Below are 20,970 nucleotides of genomic sequence, written 5' to 3'. Positions count from 1 at the left end.
CGGTGAGCCGGGCCGCAGAATCGATTCCGGCCCGGCACGCCGCGGCGGTCCGCCCGGGACCGCGCCGGTGGTTCGGGCCGGGCGCGGTGGTCGTGGTCGTCGGCGTGCTGCTGGTGCTGCCGTTCTACGTGACCGCGTTCTGGTTGCAGACCGGCCTGTTCGCGATGGCCGCCGCGATCGGTGCGATCGGGCTCAACCTGCTGTCCGGCACCACCGGCCAACTCTCCCTCGGGCACGCCTTCTTCCTGGCCTTCGGCGCCTACGGCTACGTCTGGCTCGCCGGCGACTCGGGTCGGGTGGGGGTGCGCCACCTGAGCGGCGCGGGCCTGCCGCCGCTGCTCGCGCTGGTCCTCGCGGTGCTGCTGACCGGTGTGGTCGGCGGCCTGTTCAGTCCGATCTCCGGGCGGCTGCGCGGGATGTACCTCGGCGTCGCCACGCTGGCCCTGGTGTTCATCGGACACCACGTCATGCTCAACGCGGCGTCGGTGACCGGCGGCTTCAACGGGCGTTCGGTGCCCTCGATGGGGGTCGGCGACCTCACCCTCACCGACGGCCGGCCGGACGGCCTGGAGGTGCTCGGCATTCCGTTCGGTCGGCTCGAACGGCTGTGGTACTTCGTGCTGATCCTGGTCCTGGTCGCCGCGTTGACCGCGCGCAACCTGCTGCGCGGGCGGCCCGGCCGGGCGCTGGGCGCGGTACGGGACAGCGAGATCGCGGCCGCGGTGATGGGGGTCGCGCCGGCCCGGTACCGATCCGCGGCGTTCGTGGTGTCGTCGATGTACGCGGGCCTCGCGGGCGCGCTGATCGCGCTGATCTTCAACCGGGTGGTGCCGGACTACTTCGGCCTCGCGCTGTCCATCGACTACCTCGCGATGATCGTGATCGGTGGCCTCGGCTCGGTCACCGGCGCCGTGGTGGGCGCGGCGTTCGTGACGATGTTGCCGCAGGTGCTGAGCAAGTACGCGGACGCGTTGCCGCTCGTGGTGGCGCCCGGCAGCCCGGAGTCGGGGGTGGGACCGGGCGAGGCCGCGCGCTACCTGTACGGCGCGGCGATCGTGCTGGTCCTGCTGTTCGCCCCGGGCGGCCTGGTCGGCCTGCTGCGCGGTCGACCGGGTGGCGGCCTCGGTGGCCCCGGCGGGCGCGGCGAAGGACTCGGACGACTCGGACGTACCCAGGGCTCCATCCGTATCGGCTCCAAGGAGTAGCACCGTGAGGCTTCGGAATGGCGTGCGCGTGGGGGCGGCGCTCGCGGCGCTCGTGCTGGCGGCGACGGCGTGCAGCACCAAGGGCGACGACGACAGGAAAGACAAGCAGTCGGGTGGGGTGAAGTCCGGCCCCGGGGTCACCGATACGACGATCACGCTCGGCGCGCTGACCGATCTGTCCGGCCCTTACGCGCCGTTGGGCAAGAGCATCGTCAACGCCCAGCAGTTGTACGTGGACGAGATCAACGCGCAGGGCGGGATCTGCGGACGCAAGCTGGCGATCACCGTGCGCGACCACGGCTACGACGTGCAGAAGGCGGTGGCCGCCTATACCGAGATCAAGGGCGGTGTCGCGGGCTTCCCGCAGGTGATCGGCTCGGCCGTGGTCACCGCGCTGCAGGACAGCCTGAAGCAGGACCGGATCCTGACCTTCCCGCAGGCCTGGCCGGCGACCCTGCTGAACCGGCCGGAGATCCAGATCGTCGGCACCACCTACGACATCGACATGATCAACGGGATGGACTTCCTGGCCCAGGCCGCGCAGCTCAAGTCCGGTGACAAGGTCGGGCACGTCTACTTCGAGGGCGAGTACGGCGAAAACGCGCTGGCGGGCGCGAAGTTCGCGGCCGGGAAGCTCGGCGTGCAGATCGTCGAGCAGAAGATCAAGGCCACCGACACCGACCTCACCGCGCAGATCGCCGCGCTGCGCGGCGCGGGCGTCAAGGCGATCCTGATCAGTGCCGGGCCGACGCAGACCGCGACCCTGGTCGGCTTCGGCGCGGTGGCCGGGCTGCGGGTGCCGGTGCTCACCAGCGCGCCGGGCTTCCACCCGCAGGTGATGGCGAGCGCGGCGGCCGGGGCGCTGGAGCAACTGCTGTACGTGGTGAGCGCGGCGCCGGCGATGGGCGCGGACATCCCGGCGGTGAAGAAGCTCGCCGCCGACTACAAGGCCAAGTATCCGGACGGCACCCTGGACCAGGGGGTGATCTCCGGGTACAACGCGATGAAGATCTTCGGCGAGGACCTGAAGGCGGCCTGCGCGGCGAAGGACCTGTCGCACGCCGGGATCATCGCCGCACACCGGCAGCAGAAGCAGATGGACACCGGCCTCGGCACGCCCGAGGACTTCTCCGACGTGACCAAGCCGGCCACCTACAAGTCGTACATCCTCAAGCCGAGCAAGGCCGCGCCGGGCAGCCTGGTGGTGGCCAAGGACGCCTACGAGGTGCCGGCGGCGCGGGAGTACAAGCTGCCCGCGGCGGGATAGCGGGTCGCCCGGTGCTCGAAGGGCCGCCCTATCGCGTGGCCGGCGCGGGCGTGCCGAAGGTCAGGGTGATCCCGGCCGGCGGTCGATCGGTGCCGTCGGCGGCCAGGGAGGCGCCACTGAGGCTGTACAGGCGGGCGGAGCCGACGCCGGCGTAGGCGGCGATGCCGGGGCGGGCCCGGGCGGCGGCCAACGGCCCGTCGGGGCCGGTCATCCGGCTGCTCGGGCCCCGGTCGTGGTGCAGGTGGATCACGCCGGGGCCGAGCACCAGGTACTGCAACTCGCGTGCCAGCACCCGACAGGCGACCACCGAGGCGGCCGGGGTGGCCTCGTGCCCGAGGTCGCAGCGGGCCCCGTGCAGCGCGGCGGTCTCGGCAATCGTGTCGGCCAGACAGTCGGCGATGGCGCGCTCCGGCCGATCGGTCAACCGGGCGAGCAGGTGCACCCCCAGCCGCCGCAGGAACCACCCCATGCCGTGCCCACACCCACCCACCGGCTCGGCCGACGCGGCAGCCACCACGACCCCGGCCTCGGTCGTGGCGAGCGCGAACGCGCGGTCTGCGGAATCGTTTTTCGGGCCTTCGACGACCACTTCGGCATGCACGAAGATCAGTCTTGGGGACGAAGGGGCGGCGGGGACAGGGGTACGGGAGTGATTGGCTCGAAGGAGTGGGGGTCGGGGTCGGACCGCGCGACGAGCGGACGGAATTTCGCGCACCGCGCGGTGAGCTGGGCGGGCAGGGTCGCGGGGTGAGCGAGATCGCCGAGCAGAGTCACAGGGCGAGCGAGGGGGCGGAGGCGTGTAAGCAGGGTCGCGAGGCGAGCAGATCGGGCAACCGGAGTCGCAACGCGAGCGAAGCGCGGGGCCCGAGGCCCGAGGCCTGGGATTCCCGGCGAGATGGCTGCATTGCTCGGCGAAAACCGACCGGCAGCGGCGAGGAGGGGCACGGTCGGGTGGAGTCCGCCGGAGAGCCTTCCCGACTGGGTCGGGTGGCTTCGGGGTGCGGTGAGCATCCGCGTGACGACCGCTCATGAAGCCGGTCGGATCGCGCGTGGAGCGCCGTTGCCTCGGCGTGAGTAGAAACCACAGCCCAGCGCGAGGGTCCGGCAATTTCGGGCGCCTCGGAATCGGTTTTGGCCTCCGCCGGGCACTCTCGACCTTCGCGACCGCCTATACGAGGCCGCAGTGCCCGAAGCCGACTCCGATCAGCCGATTTCGATCCCCGCCACAGCCTTCGGGGAGTCGAAACGTACGAAGCCGGCACTCGAAGCCCGATGCTCCACCCAGACTCCACAAAACCGCAGGTCACCGAAGCTCGAAGCCCACAACTACCCCGCCGGGATCCGGTTTCGAACCCCGCCCCCTTCCCACCGCCTCCGAGATGCCCCGACCCACTCGGGGAGGCCCCGGCGGACTCGACCCGACCACCCACCCTCCCGCTCCTGCCGGCCAGTTTTCGCCGAGCAATGCAGCTGGTTCGTCGGGAGCTCCCGAGTCCCGGAACCCCGAACGCCGACGGTTGACCCATCGCACGCGCCGAATGACCCCGCACCGGCACCCCGTAGCAAAAGCGCAACCCCGACAGGTTGCCCGAGTTCGCCGCGCGGCCAGGGTGGCGCGGCGTCTGACGTCGCGCGTGGGAATTAACCTTCGCTTCGCGGCCGGGTGGTTACGTCGCTGCGCGCCGTGGCCGCCCATCCGCCGCTACGAGGCCGAGGCGAGGGTTCGACTCGCGACCTTGGCCGCCGACTTCACCCGCCACTTCGGCGCGTCAGCGCCCACGACCCAGGCCACCCACGCGATCGACGCGCGAAGCGCGGAGAGCGGCGGAGCCGCAAAACTTGGGCCGGGTGACCCGGAGCGAAGCGGAGGGGCACCCGGCCCCGAGCGAGGGGCCGCTTTTCTGCGGAGGAGCGAAGCGGGGGAGCAGAAAAGCGGTCCCTCGCGAGCCGGCGCGGAGCGCCCAATAAAAAGCAACGCCGCGAACGCGACCTCGGCCTCGCTCTGTGTTCTCGTCGCGACCCGGGCCTCGCTCTGTGTTCGCGTCGCGACCCCAACCCCACCCTCCGCCCGCGTCGCGACCCCGGCCCTCCGGCCCGCTTGCCCAGCGCGTCCGACCGCCTGTCCTGCTCGCCTTGCGTCACCCCCGCGCCGCCTCCGCCCCGCCCCCTCACCTCGTCGGTTCCCGGCCTTCGGCCCCCCGTACCCTGGCGCCATGACCGACGAGGTGAGCCGGCGCAGGATCAATGAGGCGATCAGTTCGGTGCGCAGGCTGATGAGTAGTCGGCGGCTGGATGCGCTGCACATGGAGCGGTCCGGGGTGCCGTTGAGTCTGGTGGCGATCGGGGTGTTGCATCGCATCATCGACTTCGGGCCGATTCGGCCGACGGAGTTGGCGGAGCGGGCCGATATCCAGCCGGCCGCGTTGAGTCGGCAGATCCGCATCCTCGAGGAGGGTGGCTACACGGTTCGGGTGACCGCGCCCGAGGATGGGCGGGTGGCGCTCCTGGAGGCGACCGCGCGCGGTCGCGAGGCGTACCGGCTGTTCGTGGCGGCCAATGACGAGATGCTGGCGCGGCAGTTGGCCGGGTGGACGGCGGCGGAGTTGAACGATCTCGCCGATCGGATGCAGCGGTTGGTGGCCGACCTGCGCGGGCCGCTCGACGAGGAGTGAGTCGACGTGGAGAAGTGCCCCGAACGAGATGATTGACTCTGTTAATTAACAGGGTTAACGTCCCGTCATGGCATGGGATTTCAGTACCGATCCGGAGGTCGTCGCCGAACTGGCCTGGATCCGGCGGATGGTGGTCGACGAGATCGAGCCGCTCGACCTGGTGAAACACCGGATGAGCGCGGACAACTGGCGCGCCGTCACCGAGCCGCTCAAGCAGGCGGTCAAGGACCGGGGGCTCTGGGCCGCACACCTGGATCCGGCCCTGGGCGGCGGCGGGTTCGGCCAGGTGCGGCTCGCGCTGATGCACGAGATCCTGGGGCGTACCCCGTCCGCGCCGGCCGTTTTCGGCAATCAGGCGCCCGACTCGGGTAACAGCGAACTGCTCGCCGTGGGTGCGTCGAAGGCGCAGAAGGAGCGCTGGTTGTGGCCGCTTCTGGACGGCCGGCTGACCAGTTCGTTCTCGTTGACCGAACCGCACACGGCCGGCTCCGATCCGACCGGGATCCGCACCCGGGCGGTGCGCGACGGTGCCGACTGGGTGATCGACGGGCACAAGTGGTTCGCCTCGAACGCCCGCCGGGCCGACTTCGTGCTGGTCTTCGCGGTCACCGACCCCGATGCCGAACGCCACCGGAGGGCCTCGATGTTCGTGGTCGAGCGGGGGACGCCCGGGATGCGCGTGGTGCGCGACGTGCCCACCATGCACCACCCCTACGACGGCGCCGCGACCCACCACCTCGGCGGTCACGCGGAACTGCTCTTCGAGGGCTGCCGAGTGCCGCACGAGAACCTGATCGGCGCGCCGGGGGATGCGTTCGTACTGGCCCAAAAGCGGCTGAACGGCGGTCGGATCCAGCACACGATGCGTTGGATCGGCCAGTGCCGGCGGGCCTTCGACATGCTCTGCGAGCGGACCCTTTCCCGGCGTTCGCACGGCCGGCCGCTCGCCGAGCACCAACTGGTGCAGGCGATGGTGACCGAATCCGCGATCGACATCCGGGCGTTGCGGCTGATGACCCTCGAAGCCGCCTGGATCTGGGACCACCAGGGGCCGGCGGCGGCCCGGCAGGCGGTGTCGGAGGTCAAGTACCGGGGCGCGCGGATCCTGCACGACGTGGTCGATCGGGCGATCCAGGTGCACGGCGCGCTGGGCTACTCGGCCGACCTGCCGCTGGAGGAGATGTACCGGCTGGCCCGCAACTTCCGGTTGTCGGACGGTGCGGACGAGGTGCACGTGGCACAGGTGGCCAAACTCGCGCTGCGCGGCCGGCGGGCGGTCGAGGGGTGGCCGAGCGAGCACATCCCCACCCGTCGTGCGGCGGCCGAGGCGCGCTTCGCGACCTTGCTGGACCTGCCGTGAGTGCGCCGGGGTCGGTGGACGCGCGGGCGCTCGCCGACTGGGCGGCCGGACGGGGTCTGCTCGCGCGCGGGGCGCGGTTGCGGGTGGAGGCGTTGGCGGGCGGCTCGTCCAATCCCACCTACCGGGTGCGCGGCGGCGGTGTCGACCTGGTGTTGCGTACGCCGCCTCGGCGCGGCGGCTTGCCCACCGCGCACGACATGGACCGGGAGTACCGGTTCCAGGCGGCGCTCGCGGGCGGCGCGGTCCCCGTCGCGCCGATGGTCGCGCTGTGTCCGGATCCGGCGGTGATCGGGGTGCCGTTCTACCTCATGGGCCGGCTGGACGGGGTGGTGTACGGCCGGGCCGAGTCGGTGCGGGGGTTGCCCGCGCACACGGCGGCGGCGGTCGGCGGCGAACTGGCGCGCACCCTGGCCCGGTTGCACGCGGTGGACCCCGTGGCGGCGGGGCTCGGCGACTACGCGCGGCCCGAGCCCTATCCGGTACGCCAGTTGCGGCGGTGGCGGCGGCAATGGGCGGCCTCCGCCGCGGGATCGGTGCCGGCGGTCGACGAGGTGTTGGCCGCGCTGGCCGCCCGGGTCCCGGACGTGGGCCCGGACCGGATCGTGCATGGCGACTACAACCTGGCCAACGTGATGTACGCACGGGACCGCCCGGAGCGGGTGCTCGCGGTGCTCGACTGGGAGTTGGCCGCGCTCGGCCCGGCGGCGGCCGACGTCGGCCAACTGCTCGCCTACTGGGGGCCGGCGGGTCGGTTGTTGGCGGCCGGGCGTGGCGGGCACGCGCCGGACGTCAATCCGGGGTTGCCCACGGCGGACGAGCTGCTCGCCGCATATCTCGCCGAGCGCGCCGCCGCCGAGCGCGCCGCCGCCCCCACCGACCCCGTCGCCCGGGATGAGCTGAACATCCGTCATATCCCGTTCTGGCAAGCCTTCGCGGTGATCAAGCTCGCTATCGTGTGCGCGGGTGCGCTCCGTCGCACCGCGGATCCGTCGGGTGAGCGTCGGCGGCGAATCGAGTCCCTCGTGACCGGTTTGACGGCCCTTGCCCGGGACACGCTGGAGGAGTGAGGTTCTGCCCGGAACGAACCCCGAAAATCGGGGCAAACCCCTCGATGGTTGTGCAGAGAAAAGTAAAATTCTCAAGAACTTCGCCTCGGATACGCATGAGTAGCCGGTCGAGGGGCCAAGATTGCAGGTGTTCGCCAGGGAGCGTGGCGAACACTTCGAGACGAGGCGGGCCCGGCCGGGGCGGGCCCGCCGCGTCCCTCCCGGAACCGAACGGTCTCCGACCCGATCAATACGCGGTGTCCCGCACCCGATCGAGGTCGTCGAGGATGCGGTCCAGGGCAGAGGGATCCGATACGTAGGCCGAAACCGCCCGTTGGAACGCGCTGCGCATGGTGGTCGGCATCAGGTCCGACGCGTCGAAGCGGATCGACCGCGCCCCGGACAACTCGGCGCCGAGCCGCTTGGTCACCTCGTCCCGGTAGGCGTCCGACGGCACGTTGCGGTCCGGGGACAGCGCGGTGCTCGTCGCGACCCACAACGCCTGTGCCCGGGTGCTGGTGAGGTAGTTGAGCAGGTCCCGGGCCGCCGGGGTCGCGTGGAACATCGCCGCGACATCGCCCGCGACCACGCGCGGGACCGGCGTGTCGAATCCGGGGAAGGGGAACGTGGCGTAGTCGGGGGTCGCGCCGGGTGGGAAGTGCGACGCGTAGGTGCCGGCCACGAACGAGCCCTGGTGGTCGAACGCGCAACCGCCGCGGGCGTCGACCACCTGCGCCGACTTGTCGAAGCCGGTCAGCAGCACGTTGATCGCACCGCCCTGGACCGTGTCCGGGTTCAGCAACTCGCCCCAGCTCTGCCAGGCGGCCTTGACCTCCGGTCCCTTCCAGGGCAGTTTTCCGCGTACCCACGCGTCGTAGAGGTCCGGCCCGGAGCGGGCCAGCACCAGATCCTCGATCCAGTCGGTGCCGGGCCAGCCCGAGGTGGTGCTGGAGGCCAGCCCCATGCACCACGGAGTCGTGCCCGCGGCCCGCAACTTGGCGGTGGTGGCCCGCAGTTGCGCCCACGTGGTGGGCACCGGTTCATGGACCGCATCCAATTTGGCCCGGTTGTACCAGATGGTGCTCTTGAGCGCGGCCTTGATCACCACCGCCACCTGACGGCCGTTCACCCGCCCCGGCGCCAGCCACTCGGGCGCGTAATCCGGGTGGATCCCGTCCAGTGGCGCGAGCTTGTTCATCTTGTCGTAGTGCAGCAGATCGCCCGGCGAACTGAGCACCGCGATCTCCGGCGGATCGCCCTCCTCCACCCGACCGGCGACCACCGCCGCCACGTCCCGGGTTCCCTCCAGGCGCACGTCGATCCCGGTCTCCCGTTCGAACGGCGCCACCACCTTGTAGAACGCCTCCTTCTCGGCCTCCTCCCAGGTGCCCAGCACGTTCACGACGCGCGTCGGCGACGCGGTGGTGCACGCCACCGGGGTCAGCGCCGCCCCGATCAGGAGCAGCGCGCCGAGGGCCGCTCGCGGCCCGCCGCCAATGATCACCGAAGCCCCCCGTATTCGAATCGGCGCACCAGCACCCCCGCGAGGGCGAGCACGAGCACGCCCGCGCACATCGCCGGCCCGCCCACGGTCAGCCCGCCGTCGTCGGCGGCCTCCGCCAGTGCCGCGTCGGTCTCCCGGCGGCCGGTGATCAGCGCGTCGGCCAACGCCGCCTCCGCGTCGTCCGCCGCGCCGGACATGCGCTCCGGGGAGCGGCCGGTCACCGTGGCCGCCCCGGCGCCGCCGTCCCGGGTGCCCCCGGGAGGCGTCTCGGCTCGGGCCCGCTTCTCCGCTTCGCGCAGCGCGCCGAGCGCGGTCAGCGCCCGTTCGCCGGCCGCCGGCAGCGGCTTGGCCAGGACCTGCCGAGTGGGCCCGGCCTGCTCGTCGCTCGTGCGCGGTACACCGCCGGAGGCGAGGTCGAGCGCGGTGCTGCCGACCACCTCGTGGACCGCGGTACGCGCCTGCCACAGCGCGGACTGGCCGGTGACCCCGCGCCCGGTCGCCTCGACCAGTCGGTCGTGGGTGGTCTGCGCGTGCAGCACGGTCCAGACGATCAGCGCGGCCAGCGCGGCGGCGCCGAGCAGCAGCGGCGGGCTGGTACGGCGGCGGAAGCGGCGACGTACGTAGCGGTGTGCGAACAACAGGAGCAGCAACGCCAGGAACGCGGTCGCGCCGAACGGGACCGCCACGTAGGTGCCGACCCACCAGGTCGAGCGGGCCGCCCGGATCTCGTCCAGGTCGGTTCCGCGTTGGGCGTAGAGCCCGGCGACGATCGACCGCCGCAGATCGGACGCGTAGAACACGTTGGCCAGCGACAGCGGCCCGTCGCCGCCGGTCTGGGCCAGTCCGACCATGATCGTGTACTCGACCACCAGCGCGTTGATCCCGGTCAGTTGCGCGCGGGCCTTCGGATCGTCGCGGTGCAGATCGGTGGCCACGTTGAGATACCGGTTCGCCCGCTTGACCGCGTCCTGGTAGTCCTGCCCCGGTCCGGTCAACGAGAACGCGCCCGACACCAGGCTCGTCGCCGTCGCCCGGTCGGCCTCGGTCAGCGCGGCGGCGGCCTGGTCGAGAGCCAGCACCGCCGGGATCCGCCGGTCCCGCAACTCCGCCGTGGTCGCCCGGGAGCGGTCCGCCATCACCACGGACAGCGCGCACACCGGGATCAGCGCGAGCACCGACAACAGCGCCAGCGCGACCAATCGGCCGGGTGTGGAGGCGGGCAGTCGGGACCGGGCCCGCGACGGACGGCGGGTGATCGAGCGTGCTGTGGTGCTGGACATGGAACGGGCGCCCCCTCGTTCCGCTCGGCAACCCGGTCAGGTTAGACGCGTGATCGGCCGGTTACCACACGGTGTTCGCCCTTGCCGGAAAAGGGAGCCGTGTGCTAAGTACGGGTCGCTTGGGGGGATTTGGGGGAGATCACCGCTCGGTCCGGATCACAGGAACGTGTCCCGACCCCCGTTGACGATCAGGGTCTGGCCGGTGACATAGCGGGAGGCGGGCCCGCACAGGAACACCGCGGGCGCCCCGATGTCGGTCTCCGGATCGCCGACCCGGCGCATCGGCACCTTGTCCGCGATCCGCCCCTCCATGGTCGGATCCGCCTCGAACGCGGCCGCCAGCGCGGGTGTCACGGCCAGGGGCGCCAGCCCGTTGACCCGGACACCGGTGGGACCCCACTCGCGGGCCAGCGCCTTGACGAAGCCCCGCTGGGCGCCCTTGACGCCCGCGTAGAAGGACAGGTTCGCGCTGCCGCGCATCCCCGCCGGGGAGGTCAGCAGCAACAACGCGCCCTCGGTGGCGCGCAGATGCGGGTACGCGGCGCGGGCGACGGTGAACGAGCCGGTGAGCGAGACGTCGGCGTGCTCGCGCCACAGCGCCGGGTCCGCGTGCTCCAGGTCCACCGGCTCGCTGGAGCGTCGCGACGTGGCGTTGTGCACCACCGCGTCCAGCCGGCCGAAGCGGGCCGCGGTCGCCTCGATCGCGGCCCGGACCGATTCCCCCGAGGTGACATCGCACGTGGTCGCCCACGCGGTGCCGCCGCGCGCGGCGATCTCGTCCGCCACCTCGGTACCGGCCGCGAGTCGGCGCGCGGTGACCACGACGGTGGAGCCGGCCGCCGCCAGGGCCAGCGCGATGCCCCTGCCGAGGCCCGCCGCCGCGCCCGTCACCAAGGCCACGTGTTCGGTCACGGCGTCATCAGCGCTCCTCCGTCGACGATCAGGGTGGTGCCGGTCAGCCGCGCCGCGGCCGGGTCGAGCAGCAGCGCCACGGCGTCCGCGACGTCGGCCGGCGTGGTCGGGCCGGGCAGCACCGCCTCGCCCCGGTCCACGTCGGTGCCGCGCAGGTGCTCGGCGCCGTAGGCGAACACGTCGGGGGTGACGAGGTTGACGGTGATCCCGTCGGCCGCCCAGCGGCGCGCGGCCGACTTGGCCAACGCGCGCAGCGTTTCGGCGGCGGTGGCGAGCGGGACCAGGTCGGCGGCGCCCTCCAGGGCGACCGCGGGCACCACCAGGACGAGGCGGCCCCGGCGCCGGGCGAGCAGTTCGCGGGCGGCCTGGAGCACCGTCAGGCCGTGCCGGACCGGATCCTCGGCCAGCCGCCGCCACTGGTCGTCGGTCAGCGCGGCGAGCGGGCGCGGGGTGAAGGCGTCCTCGGGCAGCAGGGTGTACACGAGCGCGTCGATCGCGTCGTGGCCCGCGCGCCGCAGGAGGTCGGGGAGGGCGTCGCGGAAGGCGTCCGGGGTGTCCAGGCAGACCCCGGCGGTGACCACGCGCGCACCCGTGGCGGCGGCGGTCCCGGCGAGCCGAACCGACGCCTTTGCCGCCGTCCGGTCGCACAGGATCAGGTCGCGGCCGTCCGCGGCGAGCCGGTGCGCGACGGCCTCGCCGAGGCCGGTCGCACCCACGACGAGGGCGACTTGTTCCGCCACGGGACCTCCGAAGGTGGTGGCCGACTGGTGGCCGATCGGTGATCGACAGCGCGATGGAACCACGGAGCCCGCGAATTGACCATGCGTCAGGTGCGATCCGCGTGTCGTCCGTTTCCTTTTGCCCGGCGCTGTGTTGTGCTTCCCGCAGACCCGGTGACCAGGCGAGGAGGCGATCGTGGCGACCTACGTGTACCGATGCGCGGACTGCGGTGACTTCGAACTGACCCGACCGCTGGGCGAGGCCGGCCCGAGCGAACGATGTCCCGCCTGCGCGGAGCCCGGTCGGCGGGTGTGGACCGCACCGCGACTGGCCGACAACGGCGTCCGGACGCGCGCGGCCGCCGCCGAGGAGCGCTCGGCCCACGCCCCCACCGTGACCTCCGGCCCACCACCCCGACCGGGTACACGCGCGCCGGGCGACCCCCGGCACGCCCGACTGCCCCGGTCGTGACCCCCCGTCACCGGCCGCCGCCACCAAGAGGCTTCGAGGAGTCACATGCCCGAGATCGTGTTCGGTGTCGACCAGTCCCGCCCCTTCCGGGAGCAGCAGACGCTCGGCCACAACCGATGGCACCCGGACGTGCCGCCGGTGACCGTGGTCAAGCCCGGCGCCGAGTTCCGGATCGAGTGCCGTGAGTGGTTCGACGGCACGATCGGCAACAACGACAGCGCCGACGACGTGCGCGACGCGGACCTGACCATGGTGCACCAACTCAGCGGCCCGATCGGGGTCGAGGGCGCGCGTCCCGGCGACCTGCTGATCGTGGACATCCTCGACGTCGGCGCCTGCCCGCAGGACGACACCTTCGCGGTGACCGGCCCCGTGGCCGGCCAGGGCTGGGGCTACACCGGCCTGTTCGCGAAGGAGAACGGCGGCGGCTTCCTCACCGACCACTTCCCCGGCGCGTACAAGGCGGTCTGGGACTTCCACGGGCAACGCGCCACCTCCCGGCACGTCCCCGGGGTCGAACTGACCGGCATGATCCACCCCGGCCTGATGGGCACCGCCCCCTCGGCCCGCCTGCTCGCCGAGTGGAACGCCCGCGAGGGCGCGCTGCGCGCGACCGACCCGAACCGGGTGCCGCCGCTCGCGCTGCCGCCCGAGCCGATCGCCGCCGTGCTCGGTTCGATGGACGCCGCACGCGCCGCCGAGGCCGCCCTGGAGGCCGCGCGCACCGCGCCGCCGCGCGAGAACGGCGGCAACCAGGACATCAAGAACCTGACCGCCGGCTCCCGGATCTTCTATCCGGTGTTCGTCGACGGCGCCAAACTCTCCGTGGGCGACCTGCACTTCTGTCAGGGCGACGGCGAGATCACCTTCTGCGGCGCGATCGAGATGGGCGGCTTCATCGACCTGCGCGTGGACGTGATCAAGGGCGGCATGGAGACCTACGGGGTGACCACCAACCCGATCTTCATGCCCGGGCGGTCGGCGCCGCAGTACAGCGAATACCTGACGTTCACCGGGTTCTCGGTCACCGAGGACGGCGAACAGCGCTACCTGGACTCGACGTTGGCGTATCGGCGGGCCTGCCTGAACGCGATCGCCTATCTGACCAAGTTCGGCTACACCCCCGAACAGGCGTATCTGATCCTGGGCGCGGCGCCGATCGAGGGCCGGTTCTCCGGCGTGGTGGACATCCCGAACGCCTGCGCGACGCTGTATCTGCCGACGGAGATCTTCGACGTCGACATCCGCCCGTCGGCGGCCGGACCGGTGCGCGTCGACCGGGGGCAGTGCGCCACGACGAGCGGCTGAACCGGGAGTTCGGCGAACCGAGGAGGGCACCTCGCGCGCTTCGGCGCCGGGGTGCACCTCGGCCGAGTGGTTGTCGGCCGGACCCCGTAGCTTCCTGGTGAGGACGCCACGGAGGGTGCACGAGTGTCGAAGACCGCCATCATCGCGCTGCTGGCCGAATTGAACGATGTCGACGGAACGATCTTCGCACGGATGCGGGAGGAGATGCCGGCGGCACTCCGGGAGACCGAGACGCTGCCGCCGGCCCTGGTGCGCGACGCGCTGCGCCGGGCGGACCAGGCCGCGCTGTTCGCGATCGCCGGCAACCTGGGGCTGCCGCGCGGCGCGCTCGCCGCGCTGTACACGGGACCGGCCCTGCCGGCACTGCGCGCGCTGCGGGCACTGGCCCCGAAGAATCCCCGCGCCTATACCGAAGCCACGCGCGGACTGGGTGAGTTGATGGAGCGTCACCTCGGCGACTCGACCGCCGCCTGGGGCCGACTGCTGGCCGCGTTGCCGACCCGCACGACCTCCCTGGGCGCGGCGATCGAGGCGGCGGGAGCCGGCGAGGAAGCGGCCGACCTGCGCGTGCCGGCGGATCTGCGCGCCGAATTCCGCCAGTTGCTGCTGCTCGCGCCGGCGGGAGTGTTGGCCGAACTTCTGCCCGCGCTGCGCCCGCACACCGTGCGCGACCTGCTGCGGTTCGGCGCCGAGGTGCCGCCGGCCGTCCTGGCCGAGCAGATCGCCCGGGCGACGCCGGCCCAACGGCTCGCCCTGGCCCGGGCCCGGCGGGCCCGCCCCGAGGTGGCCGGCGCGCTGATCGAACTCGGCGACTCGGCGCTGAACGCGGCGGTCTACCTCAACCCGCGCACCGGCCCGGCGATCCGGGCCCGGATCATGGCCTCGACGACCCCGCTGCACCCGACCGTGGCGGAACGGGTGTGCCGCGACTGGGCGATCACGATCCGGCTGCCCGCGCTGTGGTCCGGCGACCCGCTCCTGGTCCGCTCCGCGCTGCTGCGGCGCGGCGCGCTGGGCCTGCCGCTGTCCGAGTGCCTGGCGATCTGGCAGGAACGCGGCGTGGAGGGGCTGCGCCCCTACACCCACCACGTGGTGCCGATGCCGACCGGGCGGCAGGCGCAGCCGTTCCGGGCGCCGCGCTACCGGCTGGTGCTGCTGATCACCCTGCTGCGGCTGGGCGAACGATCCGGACCGCGCGCCGCCCTGGACCTGGTGGCCGACCTGGCCCTGCCGGAACCCCTGGCCGCCCGCTGTCGCGAACTGCTCACCGGGCCGGACGCGCTCGACCGACTGCGGACCGAGGTCGCCGCCGCCGGCGGCACCCGCCGACTCGCCCGGCGATTGCGCGGCCACCTGCCGGGCGTCGGCTGGCCGATGATCGAGACACCCGTCGTGGACTGGGCCGAGATCCGCCGGGCGCACCGGCGCAACCCGTTCGGCGTCCGGGCGCTGGCGCTGCTGCTCGACCAGGACGGGTGCCCGAGCGAACTGCGCCGCGCCGCCGAGGCCGTGCCACGCTCCCCGTACCGCCCGCGCCCCGGTCGGTGGCCCACGCCGGTGACCTGGAGCGATCCGCGCGGCATGCACCGGCGCCCTCCCGAGGAGCAGACGACCGCGACCGAGCTGGCGACCGGGCGGATGCCGCTCGCCGAGGTGCTGACACGTCCACGCGCGGCGGCCGCCGCCGAACTCCTCGGCCGCTGCGAGGCGATCGCCCCGGACGCGCCCGCCGCTCGCGAACTCCGGGAGCGATTCCGGGCCCTGATAGAGCATCAGGTCGCCCCCGAGGACCGCGTGCCGTTCGCCGTGGTCGCGCTGCGGCTGCTGCCGGACTTCGAGGGCAGCCTGGCCGAACTGGTCACCACCGCGGCCGGCGCCGCCCGTACCTGACCGCGCCCGGCACCGGCCGTCGCCGGGTGGGCCACGACCCCGAGAGGGCCTTCGAGATGGATTACCCCGCCGCGTTCGCGCTGCTGGCCGCGCTGGACAACGCCGAGGGCGAGGTGTTCGCCCGGGTGCGCGGCACCTACGCCCCACACCTGAACAAGTCGTCAGGCCTCCCGGTCGCGCTGGTCCGCTCGGTGATCCGGCACGGCTCCGGCGCGGACCTGATGAAGGCCGCGGCGCGCAACCCGCACGAGCGGATCACCGCCCAGGTGTTCGCCGAGGCGCGACCGGCCGTCGCCGTGTTGCGCTTCCTGCGCCACTGCGGTTCCCACGACGAACTGTCCTACCTGCGACCGATGGTCGAGGTCACCGCGCTTGTGGACCGGCACCTGGGCGCCGACCCGCGCGCCTGGTCGCGGCTGCTCGCGGCGCTCCCCAACGCCCCGGGCACGGTCGCCGAGACCATCGAGGCCGCGGGCGCCGGGTCGGGCGGCCGCGAGGCGATTCCCGCGCCGCCGGCCGCGATCGCCGTCGAGTGGCGGCAACTGCTGCTGTGCGCCCGCCCCGAGCACCTGGCCGCGCTGCTCCCGCACCTGCGCCCGCGTACCGTGCTCGACCTGGTGCACTTCGGCGCCGCGTTGCCCGTCGAGGTGGTCGTCGAGACGGTGCGCCGCGCGACCGCCCGACAGCGCCGGACGCTGGCCGCCGCCGAATACCCGCGCGCGGAGGTGTTCGACGCGCTGATCGCGCTGGGCGACCCCGGGTTGAACGCGGTCGTCTACGCCAACTCCCGGGTGGGCGACCGCGAGCGGAACCTGATCATGGCCGCCGCGGGCACGGTTCCGCTGGATCCGGCCACGGTGGCGCGGGCGCTGCGGTCGGACAACGTGCGCTACCGGCGCCCCGGGGTGTGGTCCGGCGACCCGTCCCTGGTGCGCGCCGCGCTGTTGCGGGTGCGGCACTCGGCGGTCGTGGTGTCCGAGGCGATCGAGACGTGGGAGCGCGGCGGGATGGCGGCGCTGCGCCCGCTGTTCCACAACCGCTATCAGAACAAGCAGCACGAACCGTTCGTGCCGCCGGTGCAGCGCGGTGTGCTGCTCGGCGCACTGCTCGGCCTGTGGGACCGGCACGGGCCGGCGGAGGCGGAGCGGCTGGTCGACGACCTGCCGCTGCGGCCGGGTGTGGCGGCGAAGGTGCGGGCGATGTGCGCGGACGGGGACGCGGGCCGGGCGCGGATGCGGGAGGAGTGCCGACGGGCGTTCGACAAGCGCTCCTGCTATGTGGTGCTCCGGGAGCCGATGGGCTTTCGGGCCGGTGCCCCGGGCTATGCGCGAATGGGATGGCCCATGCTCCTGGCGGCGCACGCCGAGGAGCCGTTGGCCGCCGCGACGGCGCGCACGCTGAGCGCGTTCCCCGGTTGCCCGGCGGAGATCCTCGCCGCCGCCGAGGACGGCACCGTCCTGCGGGCACACTGGCCGGTCCGCGGCCGGTGGTGTTCGGCGACCGGGCACGACCACGTGTACGCGAAGGAGGCGCGTCGGCTGCGCGTCGAGTTGGCGAAGATTCCGGGACTGGCCGAGCAGGTGTTCTCCGGCCTGGTGCCCGCCGGGAAGGCACTGGACGTCTACGACCGGATCCAGCGCTACGGCGCCGACGCGTCGTTGGTCGACACCCATCGGAAGCGCATGCCCGCGTATCTCCGCGAATACCTGGGCGAGGGCATCGAACCCCGGGTGGTCGCGGCTCACCTGGCCCCGTCGTTCGCGGGGACGCTGCCCGAGCTGTTGGCGACCGCGGCCGCCGCCGCGGGCTGAACGGGAGGGGGCCGCCCGGGTGCGCGTCGTGTGCGGGTCCGGGAAAAGCGTTGGTGCGGGCGGCCGATTCGGGGTACCGATGCACACGTGACGGATGAGCGCGTACTGACGTGGCAGGTGACCGAGAGCGGCGGGCAGGAGACCTCGTGGGTCGAGTTGGGCGCGTCCCGGCTGAGCGCGCGGGGCGAGGCGCTGGGCACGTCGCCCCGGTCCTATCGGCTCACCTACCAGTTGGAGACGGCGGAGGAGTACGTGACCACCCGGCTGCGCGTGGTCGCGCAGGGTGCGGGCGAGACCAGGCGACTGGATCTGCGGCGCACGGCCGAGGGCTGGACGGTGGACGGCGTCCCGCGCCCGGATCTGGCCGACGCGCTGGACTGCGACCTGGGTCTGTCCCCGCTGACCAACACGATGCCGATCCGGCGCCACGGGTTGCACGAGGAGCCGGGCAGGCACCGGTTCCTGATGGCCTTCGTGGCCGTGCCGGAGCTGGTGGTGCGCCCGTCCGTGCAGACGTACACGCACCTGGAGACGACCGCCGACGGGGCTCGGGTGCGGTACGAATCGGGTGACTTCGCCAGTGATCTGTCCGTGGACCGCGAGGGATTGGTCGTGGACTATCCGCAATTGGGCACCCGAATCCGGGCCGAGCGCACGCAGTACCGGTGATCATGGCCGTAACAGTCCTGTTGCTCTTGGCGTCCGGCTGTGAAGGCTTTGGCCGGATTCCATAAAATCCGGTCCCATGAGCTCCTCCTCGGACGCAGCGTCCCCGCTGCCCGCCCGCACCCCAGGTCTGCCCACCCGGGTGCCGCAACCCCGTCAGGGCGGACGGCACCGTCGGCCCGATTCCCATGAACTCCCGGAGGCCGCCAAACCGTTGATTCTCGCCGTGCCCGGACCCGCGAACGGCGAACTGCTCGCCCTCGTGGGCGAGGTCGCGCTGTTGGCCGGCGCCGATCTGCCCGGTCTCGACATCCGACCGGTGGTGATAGAGGAGGACGGCACCGATCTGGCCGCCGTCCTCCACGGTGCTCCTGCGGCGGTCGTCGTCCCGCTCCTGCTCGGCCCGAACGCCGCGGCCACGGCCCGTACCGAGGCGGCGCTCGCCGCCGCGGAAGGGGACTTCCAGCACTGCGGCGTGCTCGGCCCGCACCCGCTGCTGGCCGAGGTGCTGCACGAGCGGCTGTCCGAGGCGGGCCTGGCCCGGGCCGACCGGGCCCGACTGTTCAGTGTGGCCACCGCCGCCGAGGGCATCGTGCTGGTCACCGACGGGGGCCCCGAGGCGGTGGCCGCCGCCGAGGTGACCGGCGTGCTTCTCGCGGCCCGACTGGCGCTGCCGGTGATGACCGCCGACCTGGGCGATCCCAAGACGGTGGTGGCCGCGGCCGAGCGGTTGCGCGAGATGGGCGCGGGGTCGATAGCGCTCGCGCCGCACGTGCTCGGCCCGGACGTCGAGGCGGGCCGGATCGCCGAGGTCGCCGATCAGGCCGGCTGTACCGCGGCCGGGCCGATCGGGGCGCACACCGCGGTGGCCAAGCTGATCCTGCACAAGTATCTGGAGGCCTGCGGCTAGTCGCGGGCGACACTCGTGTCGCACCCGACGGCGCATGGCTCCCCCCGTGCCATGCGCCGTCGAAAGCGGCCCCGACGTGTCGTCACAGGCCGTACACCCGGCGGGCGCTCGCCCCGAACACCAGGTCCCGCTCGGCCTCGGACAGCTCCGCGCACGCGAGATCGGCGATCGAGACCACCGTGTCGTAGGACGCGGCCAGGGTGCATACCGGCCAGTCCGAGCCGAACATGGTGCGTTCCGGGCCGAAGCAGGCCAGTGCGTGCCGGGCGTAGGGGAGGATCTGCGCCGTCGTCCAGTCCCGCCAGTGCGCCTCGGTGACCAGGCCGGACAGTTTGGCCGAGACGTTCGGCAGCGCGGCCAGTCGCTCGATCGTGTCCGCCCACGGTTGCCACGTGCCCGCGCCGATCGCGGGTTTGCCGAGGTGGTCCAGCACGAAGGACACCTCGGGATGGCGCTCCGCGACCCGCACCGCGGCCGGCAACTGCGGTTCCCGCACCAGCAGGTCGTAGGTCAGCCCCGCGGCGGCCAGCGCTTCCAGCGAGCGGGCCACGTCGGCGCGCGCCAACCACTGCGGATCCGCCTCGTCCTGGACGAAGTGCCGCACACCGACCAGCAGTTCCCCGCCGGGCGCGGCCCGCAGCGCGGCCACGCGCTCGGCCGGGTCGGGGGCGGTCAGGTCGATCCAGCCGACGACGGCGACCACCGGCGTGTTCGGATCGGCGGCGATCGCGAGCAGGTCCAGGGTCTCCTCGGTGTCGGTGCGCGCCTGGACCGCGATCGTGTCCGCCCGGCCCGCCGCCCGGGCCAGTTCGTCCGGTCCGAACCGGCCGCGCAGCGGGTCGGCCCACGGCCCGTCCATCCACCCGTACGCGTCGGGGCGGGCGTCGGTGTCCCACAGGTGGTGGTGCGCGTCGACCCGCCGCGCGGCCTCGCTCACGCCTGTCCGATCCGCTGCCGCTGGCGGCCGAGCGAGCCGCCCGGTCCGGTGATCTCCACCTCGACCACGCTGCCGGCGCGCAGGTAGGGCGTGCCCGGCAGGCCGAGGGCGACGCCGGCCGGAGTACCGGTGTTGATCACGTCACCGGGCTCCAGGACCATGAACCGGCTCAGGTAGCGGACCAGGTGATGCACGCCGAAGATCATCTTCGCCGTCGAACCGTCCTGCCGCAGCACCCCGTCGACCCACAGCCGCAGGTCGAGTGCCTGCGGGTCGGCCACCTCGTCGGAGGTGACGAACCAGGGGCCGAGCGGGTTGAACGTCTCGCAGGACTTGCCCTTGTCCCACTGGCCGCCGCGCTCCAACTGGAACTCGCGCTCGGAGACGTCGTTGCTGATCGTGTAGCCCGCGACGCAGGACGCGGCCTCGGCGTCGGACTCCAGGTAGCGGGCCCGGGCGCCGATCACCACCGCGAGCTCCACCTCCCAGTCGGTCTTGTGGCTGTCCCGGGGGATCAGGACCTCGTCGTCGGGGCCGATCACCGTGCCGGGGTCCTTCATGAACACGATCGGCTCGGCCGGCACCTCGGCGCCGGTCTCCTCCGCGTGGTCGAGATAGTTCAGCCCGATGCACACCACCTTCCCGGGGCGGGCCAGGGCCGCGCCGATCCGACCCGGTTCGGCGATCGGGGCCAGTTCGCCGGCCGCCAGCGCCGCGCGGGCCCGGGCGATACCGTCACCGGCGAGGAACGCGCCGTCGAGGTCGGCGGTGATCGACGACAGGTCGTGCACCGCGCCGTCCGGGCCGAGCACGGCGGGACGTTCGAGGCCGGGGGCGCCGACCCGCAGAAATTTCACGGAAGGTCACTCCAGAGGTACGGAAAGGTCTGCATGCGACTCAGTCATCGGACCAATGGGATTCGATTTTCCGGAACCCTGGCCTTGATACTGCCGATATGCAAGATTGACTCGACCACTGAAACTTAATGATCGGATCAATGTCAAGGTTGTG

At 72.7% G+C, this 20,970-nt stretch carries 18 protein-coding genes; 11 read left to right on the top strand and 7 right to left on the bottom strand.

The window, feature by feature from the left end; translation table 11 throughout:
- Positions 1–23: 23 nt before the first annotated feature.
- Both B4N89_RS09610 and B4N89_RS09605 read left to right on the top strand, forming a co-directional pair.
- A complete protein-coding gene (locus B4N89_RS09610; RefSeq protein ID WP_414646411.1) occupies positions 24–1,205 on the top strand; it encodes a branched-chain amino acid ABC transporter permease in 1,182 nt (393 codons plus the stop codon).
- Between the two features lie 4 nt (positions 1,206–1,209).
- The gene (locus B4N89_RS09605; protein WP_235618542.1) at positions 1,210–2,472 is read left to right on the top strand and encodes an ABC transporter substrate-binding protein; all 1,263 of its coding nucleotides are present in this window, start codon (positions 1,210–1,212) and stop codon (positions 2,470–2,472) included.
- A 28-nt stretch (positions 2,473–2,500) separates the two neighbouring features.
- Here B4N89_RS09605 and B4N89_RS09600 read toward each other — a convergent pair whose 3' ends face one another.
- Positions 2,501–3,073, bottom strand: a complete 573-nt coding sequence (locus B4N89_RS09600; RefSeq protein ID WP_143657913.1) for a hypothetical protein — start codon at positions 3,071–3,073, stop codon at positions 2,501–2,503.
- A gap of 1,612 nt (positions 3,074–4,685) precedes the next feature.
- Between B4N89_RS09600 and B4N89_RS47630 the strand changes: the two genes are divergently transcribed.
- From B4N89_RS47630 to B4N89_RS09585, 3 genes are all read left to right on the top strand, one after another.
- On the top strand, positions 4,686–5,144 hold the full coding sequence (locus B4N89_RS47630; protein ID WP_101897037.1) for a MarR family winged helix-turn-helix transcriptional regulator: 459 nt from the start codon (positions 4,686–4,688) through the stop codon (positions 5,142–5,144).
- 67 nt (positions 5,145–5,211) lie between these two features.
- Complete coding sequence (locus B4N89_RS09590) at positions 5,212–6,504, top strand: acyl-CoA dehydrogenase family protein (RefSeq protein WP_078975473.1); 1,293 nt, start codon at positions 5,212–5,214, stop codon at positions 6,502–6,504.
- Positions 6,501–7,571 carry a phosphotransferase family protein gene (locus tag B4N89_RS09585; protein ID WP_101897036.1) on the top strand — a complete coding sequence of 357 codons (1,071 nt, stop codon included), beginning with the start codon at positions 6,501–6,503 and terminating at the stop codon, positions 7,569–7,571. Before B4N89_RS09590 ends, B4N89_RS09585 begins: the two co-directional genes overlap by 4 nt.
- A gap of 226 nt (positions 7,572–7,797) precedes the next feature.
- Here B4N89_RS09585 and B4N89_RS48925 read toward each other — a convergent pair whose 3' ends face one another.
- The 4 genes from B4N89_RS48925 to B4N89_RS09565 form a co-directional block, all read right to left on the bottom strand.
- Positions 7,798–9,054, bottom strand: a complete 1,257-nt coding sequence (locus B4N89_RS48925) for an ABC transporter substrate-binding protein (RefSeq protein WP_161500680.1) — start codon at positions 9,052–9,054, stop codon at positions 7,798–7,800.
- A complete protein-coding gene (locus B4N89_RS48920) occupies positions 9,051–10,334 on the bottom strand; it encodes a hypothetical protein (protein WP_143657912.1) in 1,284 nt (427 codons plus the stop codon). Before B4N89_RS48920 ends, B4N89_RS48925 begins: the two co-directional genes overlap by 4 nt.
- Before the next feature lie 156 nt (positions 10,335–10,490).
- Entirely contained in the window at positions 10,491–11,246 is a 756-nt protein-coding gene (locus B4N89_RS09570) for an SDR family NAD(P)-dependent oxidoreductase (protein WP_078975469.1), read from the bottom strand.
- The gene (locus B4N89_RS09565) at positions 11,243–11,986 is read right to left on the bottom strand and encodes an SDR family NAD(P)-dependent oxidoreductase (RefSeq protein ID WP_161500679.1); all 744 of its coding nucleotides are present in this window, start codon (positions 11,984–11,986) and stop codon (positions 11,243–11,245) included. Before B4N89_RS09565 ends, B4N89_RS09570 begins: the two co-directional genes overlap by 4 nt.
- Positions 11,987–12,161: 175 nt before the next feature.
- On the opposite strand from B4N89_RS09565, the gene B4N89_RS09560 reads away from it, so the two are divergent.
- The 6 genes from B4N89_RS09560 (at position 12,162) to B4N89_RS09535 (ending at position 19,022) form a co-directional block, all read left to right on the top strand.
- Positions 12,162–12,437 carry an FmdB family zinc ribbon protein gene (locus B4N89_RS09560; protein WP_078975467.1) on the top strand — a complete coding sequence of 92 codons (276 nt, stop codon included), beginning with the start codon at positions 12,162–12,164 and terminating at the stop codon, positions 12,435–12,437.
- 45 nt (positions 12,438–12,482) lie between these two features.
- A complete protein-coding gene (fmdA, locus tag B4N89_RS09555; RefSeq protein WP_078975466.1) occupies positions 12,483–13,745 on the top strand; it encodes a formamidase in 1,263 nt (420 codons plus the stop codon).
- 123 nt (positions 13,746–13,868) lie between these two features.
- Positions 13,869–15,635: a hypothetical protein gene (locus tag B4N89_RS09550; protein ID WP_078975465.1), complete on the top strand. Its 1,767-nt coding sequence runs from the start codon at positions 13,869–13,871 to the stop codon at positions 15,633–15,635.
- A 56-nt stretch (positions 15,636–15,691) separates the two neighbouring features.
- A complete protein-coding gene (locus tag B4N89_RS09545) occupies positions 15,692–17,446 on the top strand; it encodes a hypothetical protein (protein ID WP_143657911.1) in 1,755 nt (584 codons plus the stop codon).
- A gap of 87 nt (positions 17,447–17,533) precedes the next feature.
- Positions 17,534–18,115, top strand: coding sequence for a putative glycolipid-binding domain-containing protein (locus tag B4N89_RS09540; protein WP_078975463.1), 582 nt, complete (start codon positions 17,534–17,536; stop codon positions 18,113–18,115).
- Between the two features lie 76 nt (positions 18,116–18,191).
- The gene (locus B4N89_RS09535; protein WP_101897035.1) at positions 18,192–19,022 is read left to right on the top strand and encodes a sirohydrochlorin chelatase; all 831 of its coding nucleotides are present in this window, start codon (positions 18,192–18,194) and stop codon (positions 19,020–19,022) included.
- 82 nt (positions 19,023–19,104) lie between these two features.
- Here B4N89_RS09535 and B4N89_RS09530 read toward each other — a convergent pair whose 3' ends face one another.
- Positions 19,105–19,959 (bottom strand): amidohydrolase family protein, encoded by an 855-nt coding sequence (locus tag B4N89_RS09530; RefSeq protein ID WP_078975462.1) that lies wholly within the window; start codon positions 19,957–19,959, stop codon positions 19,105–19,107.
- A complete protein-coding gene (locus tag B4N89_RS09525) occupies positions 19,956–20,816 on the bottom strand; it encodes a fumarylacetoacetate hydrolase family protein (RefSeq protein ID WP_078975461.1) in 861 nt (286 codons plus the stop codon). Before B4N89_RS09525 ends, B4N89_RS09530 begins: the two co-directional genes overlap by 4 nt.
- Between the last annotated feature and the right edge of the window lie 154 nt (positions 20,817–20,970).

Source organism: Embleya scabrispora (assembly GCF_002024165.1).
In the GTDB taxonomy this organism is placed as follows: Bacteria; Actinomycetota; Actinomycetes; order Streptomycetales; family Streptomycetaceae; genus Embleya; species Embleya scabrispora_A.
This window is presented reverse-complemented; position numbering and strand designations above follow the sequence as displayed.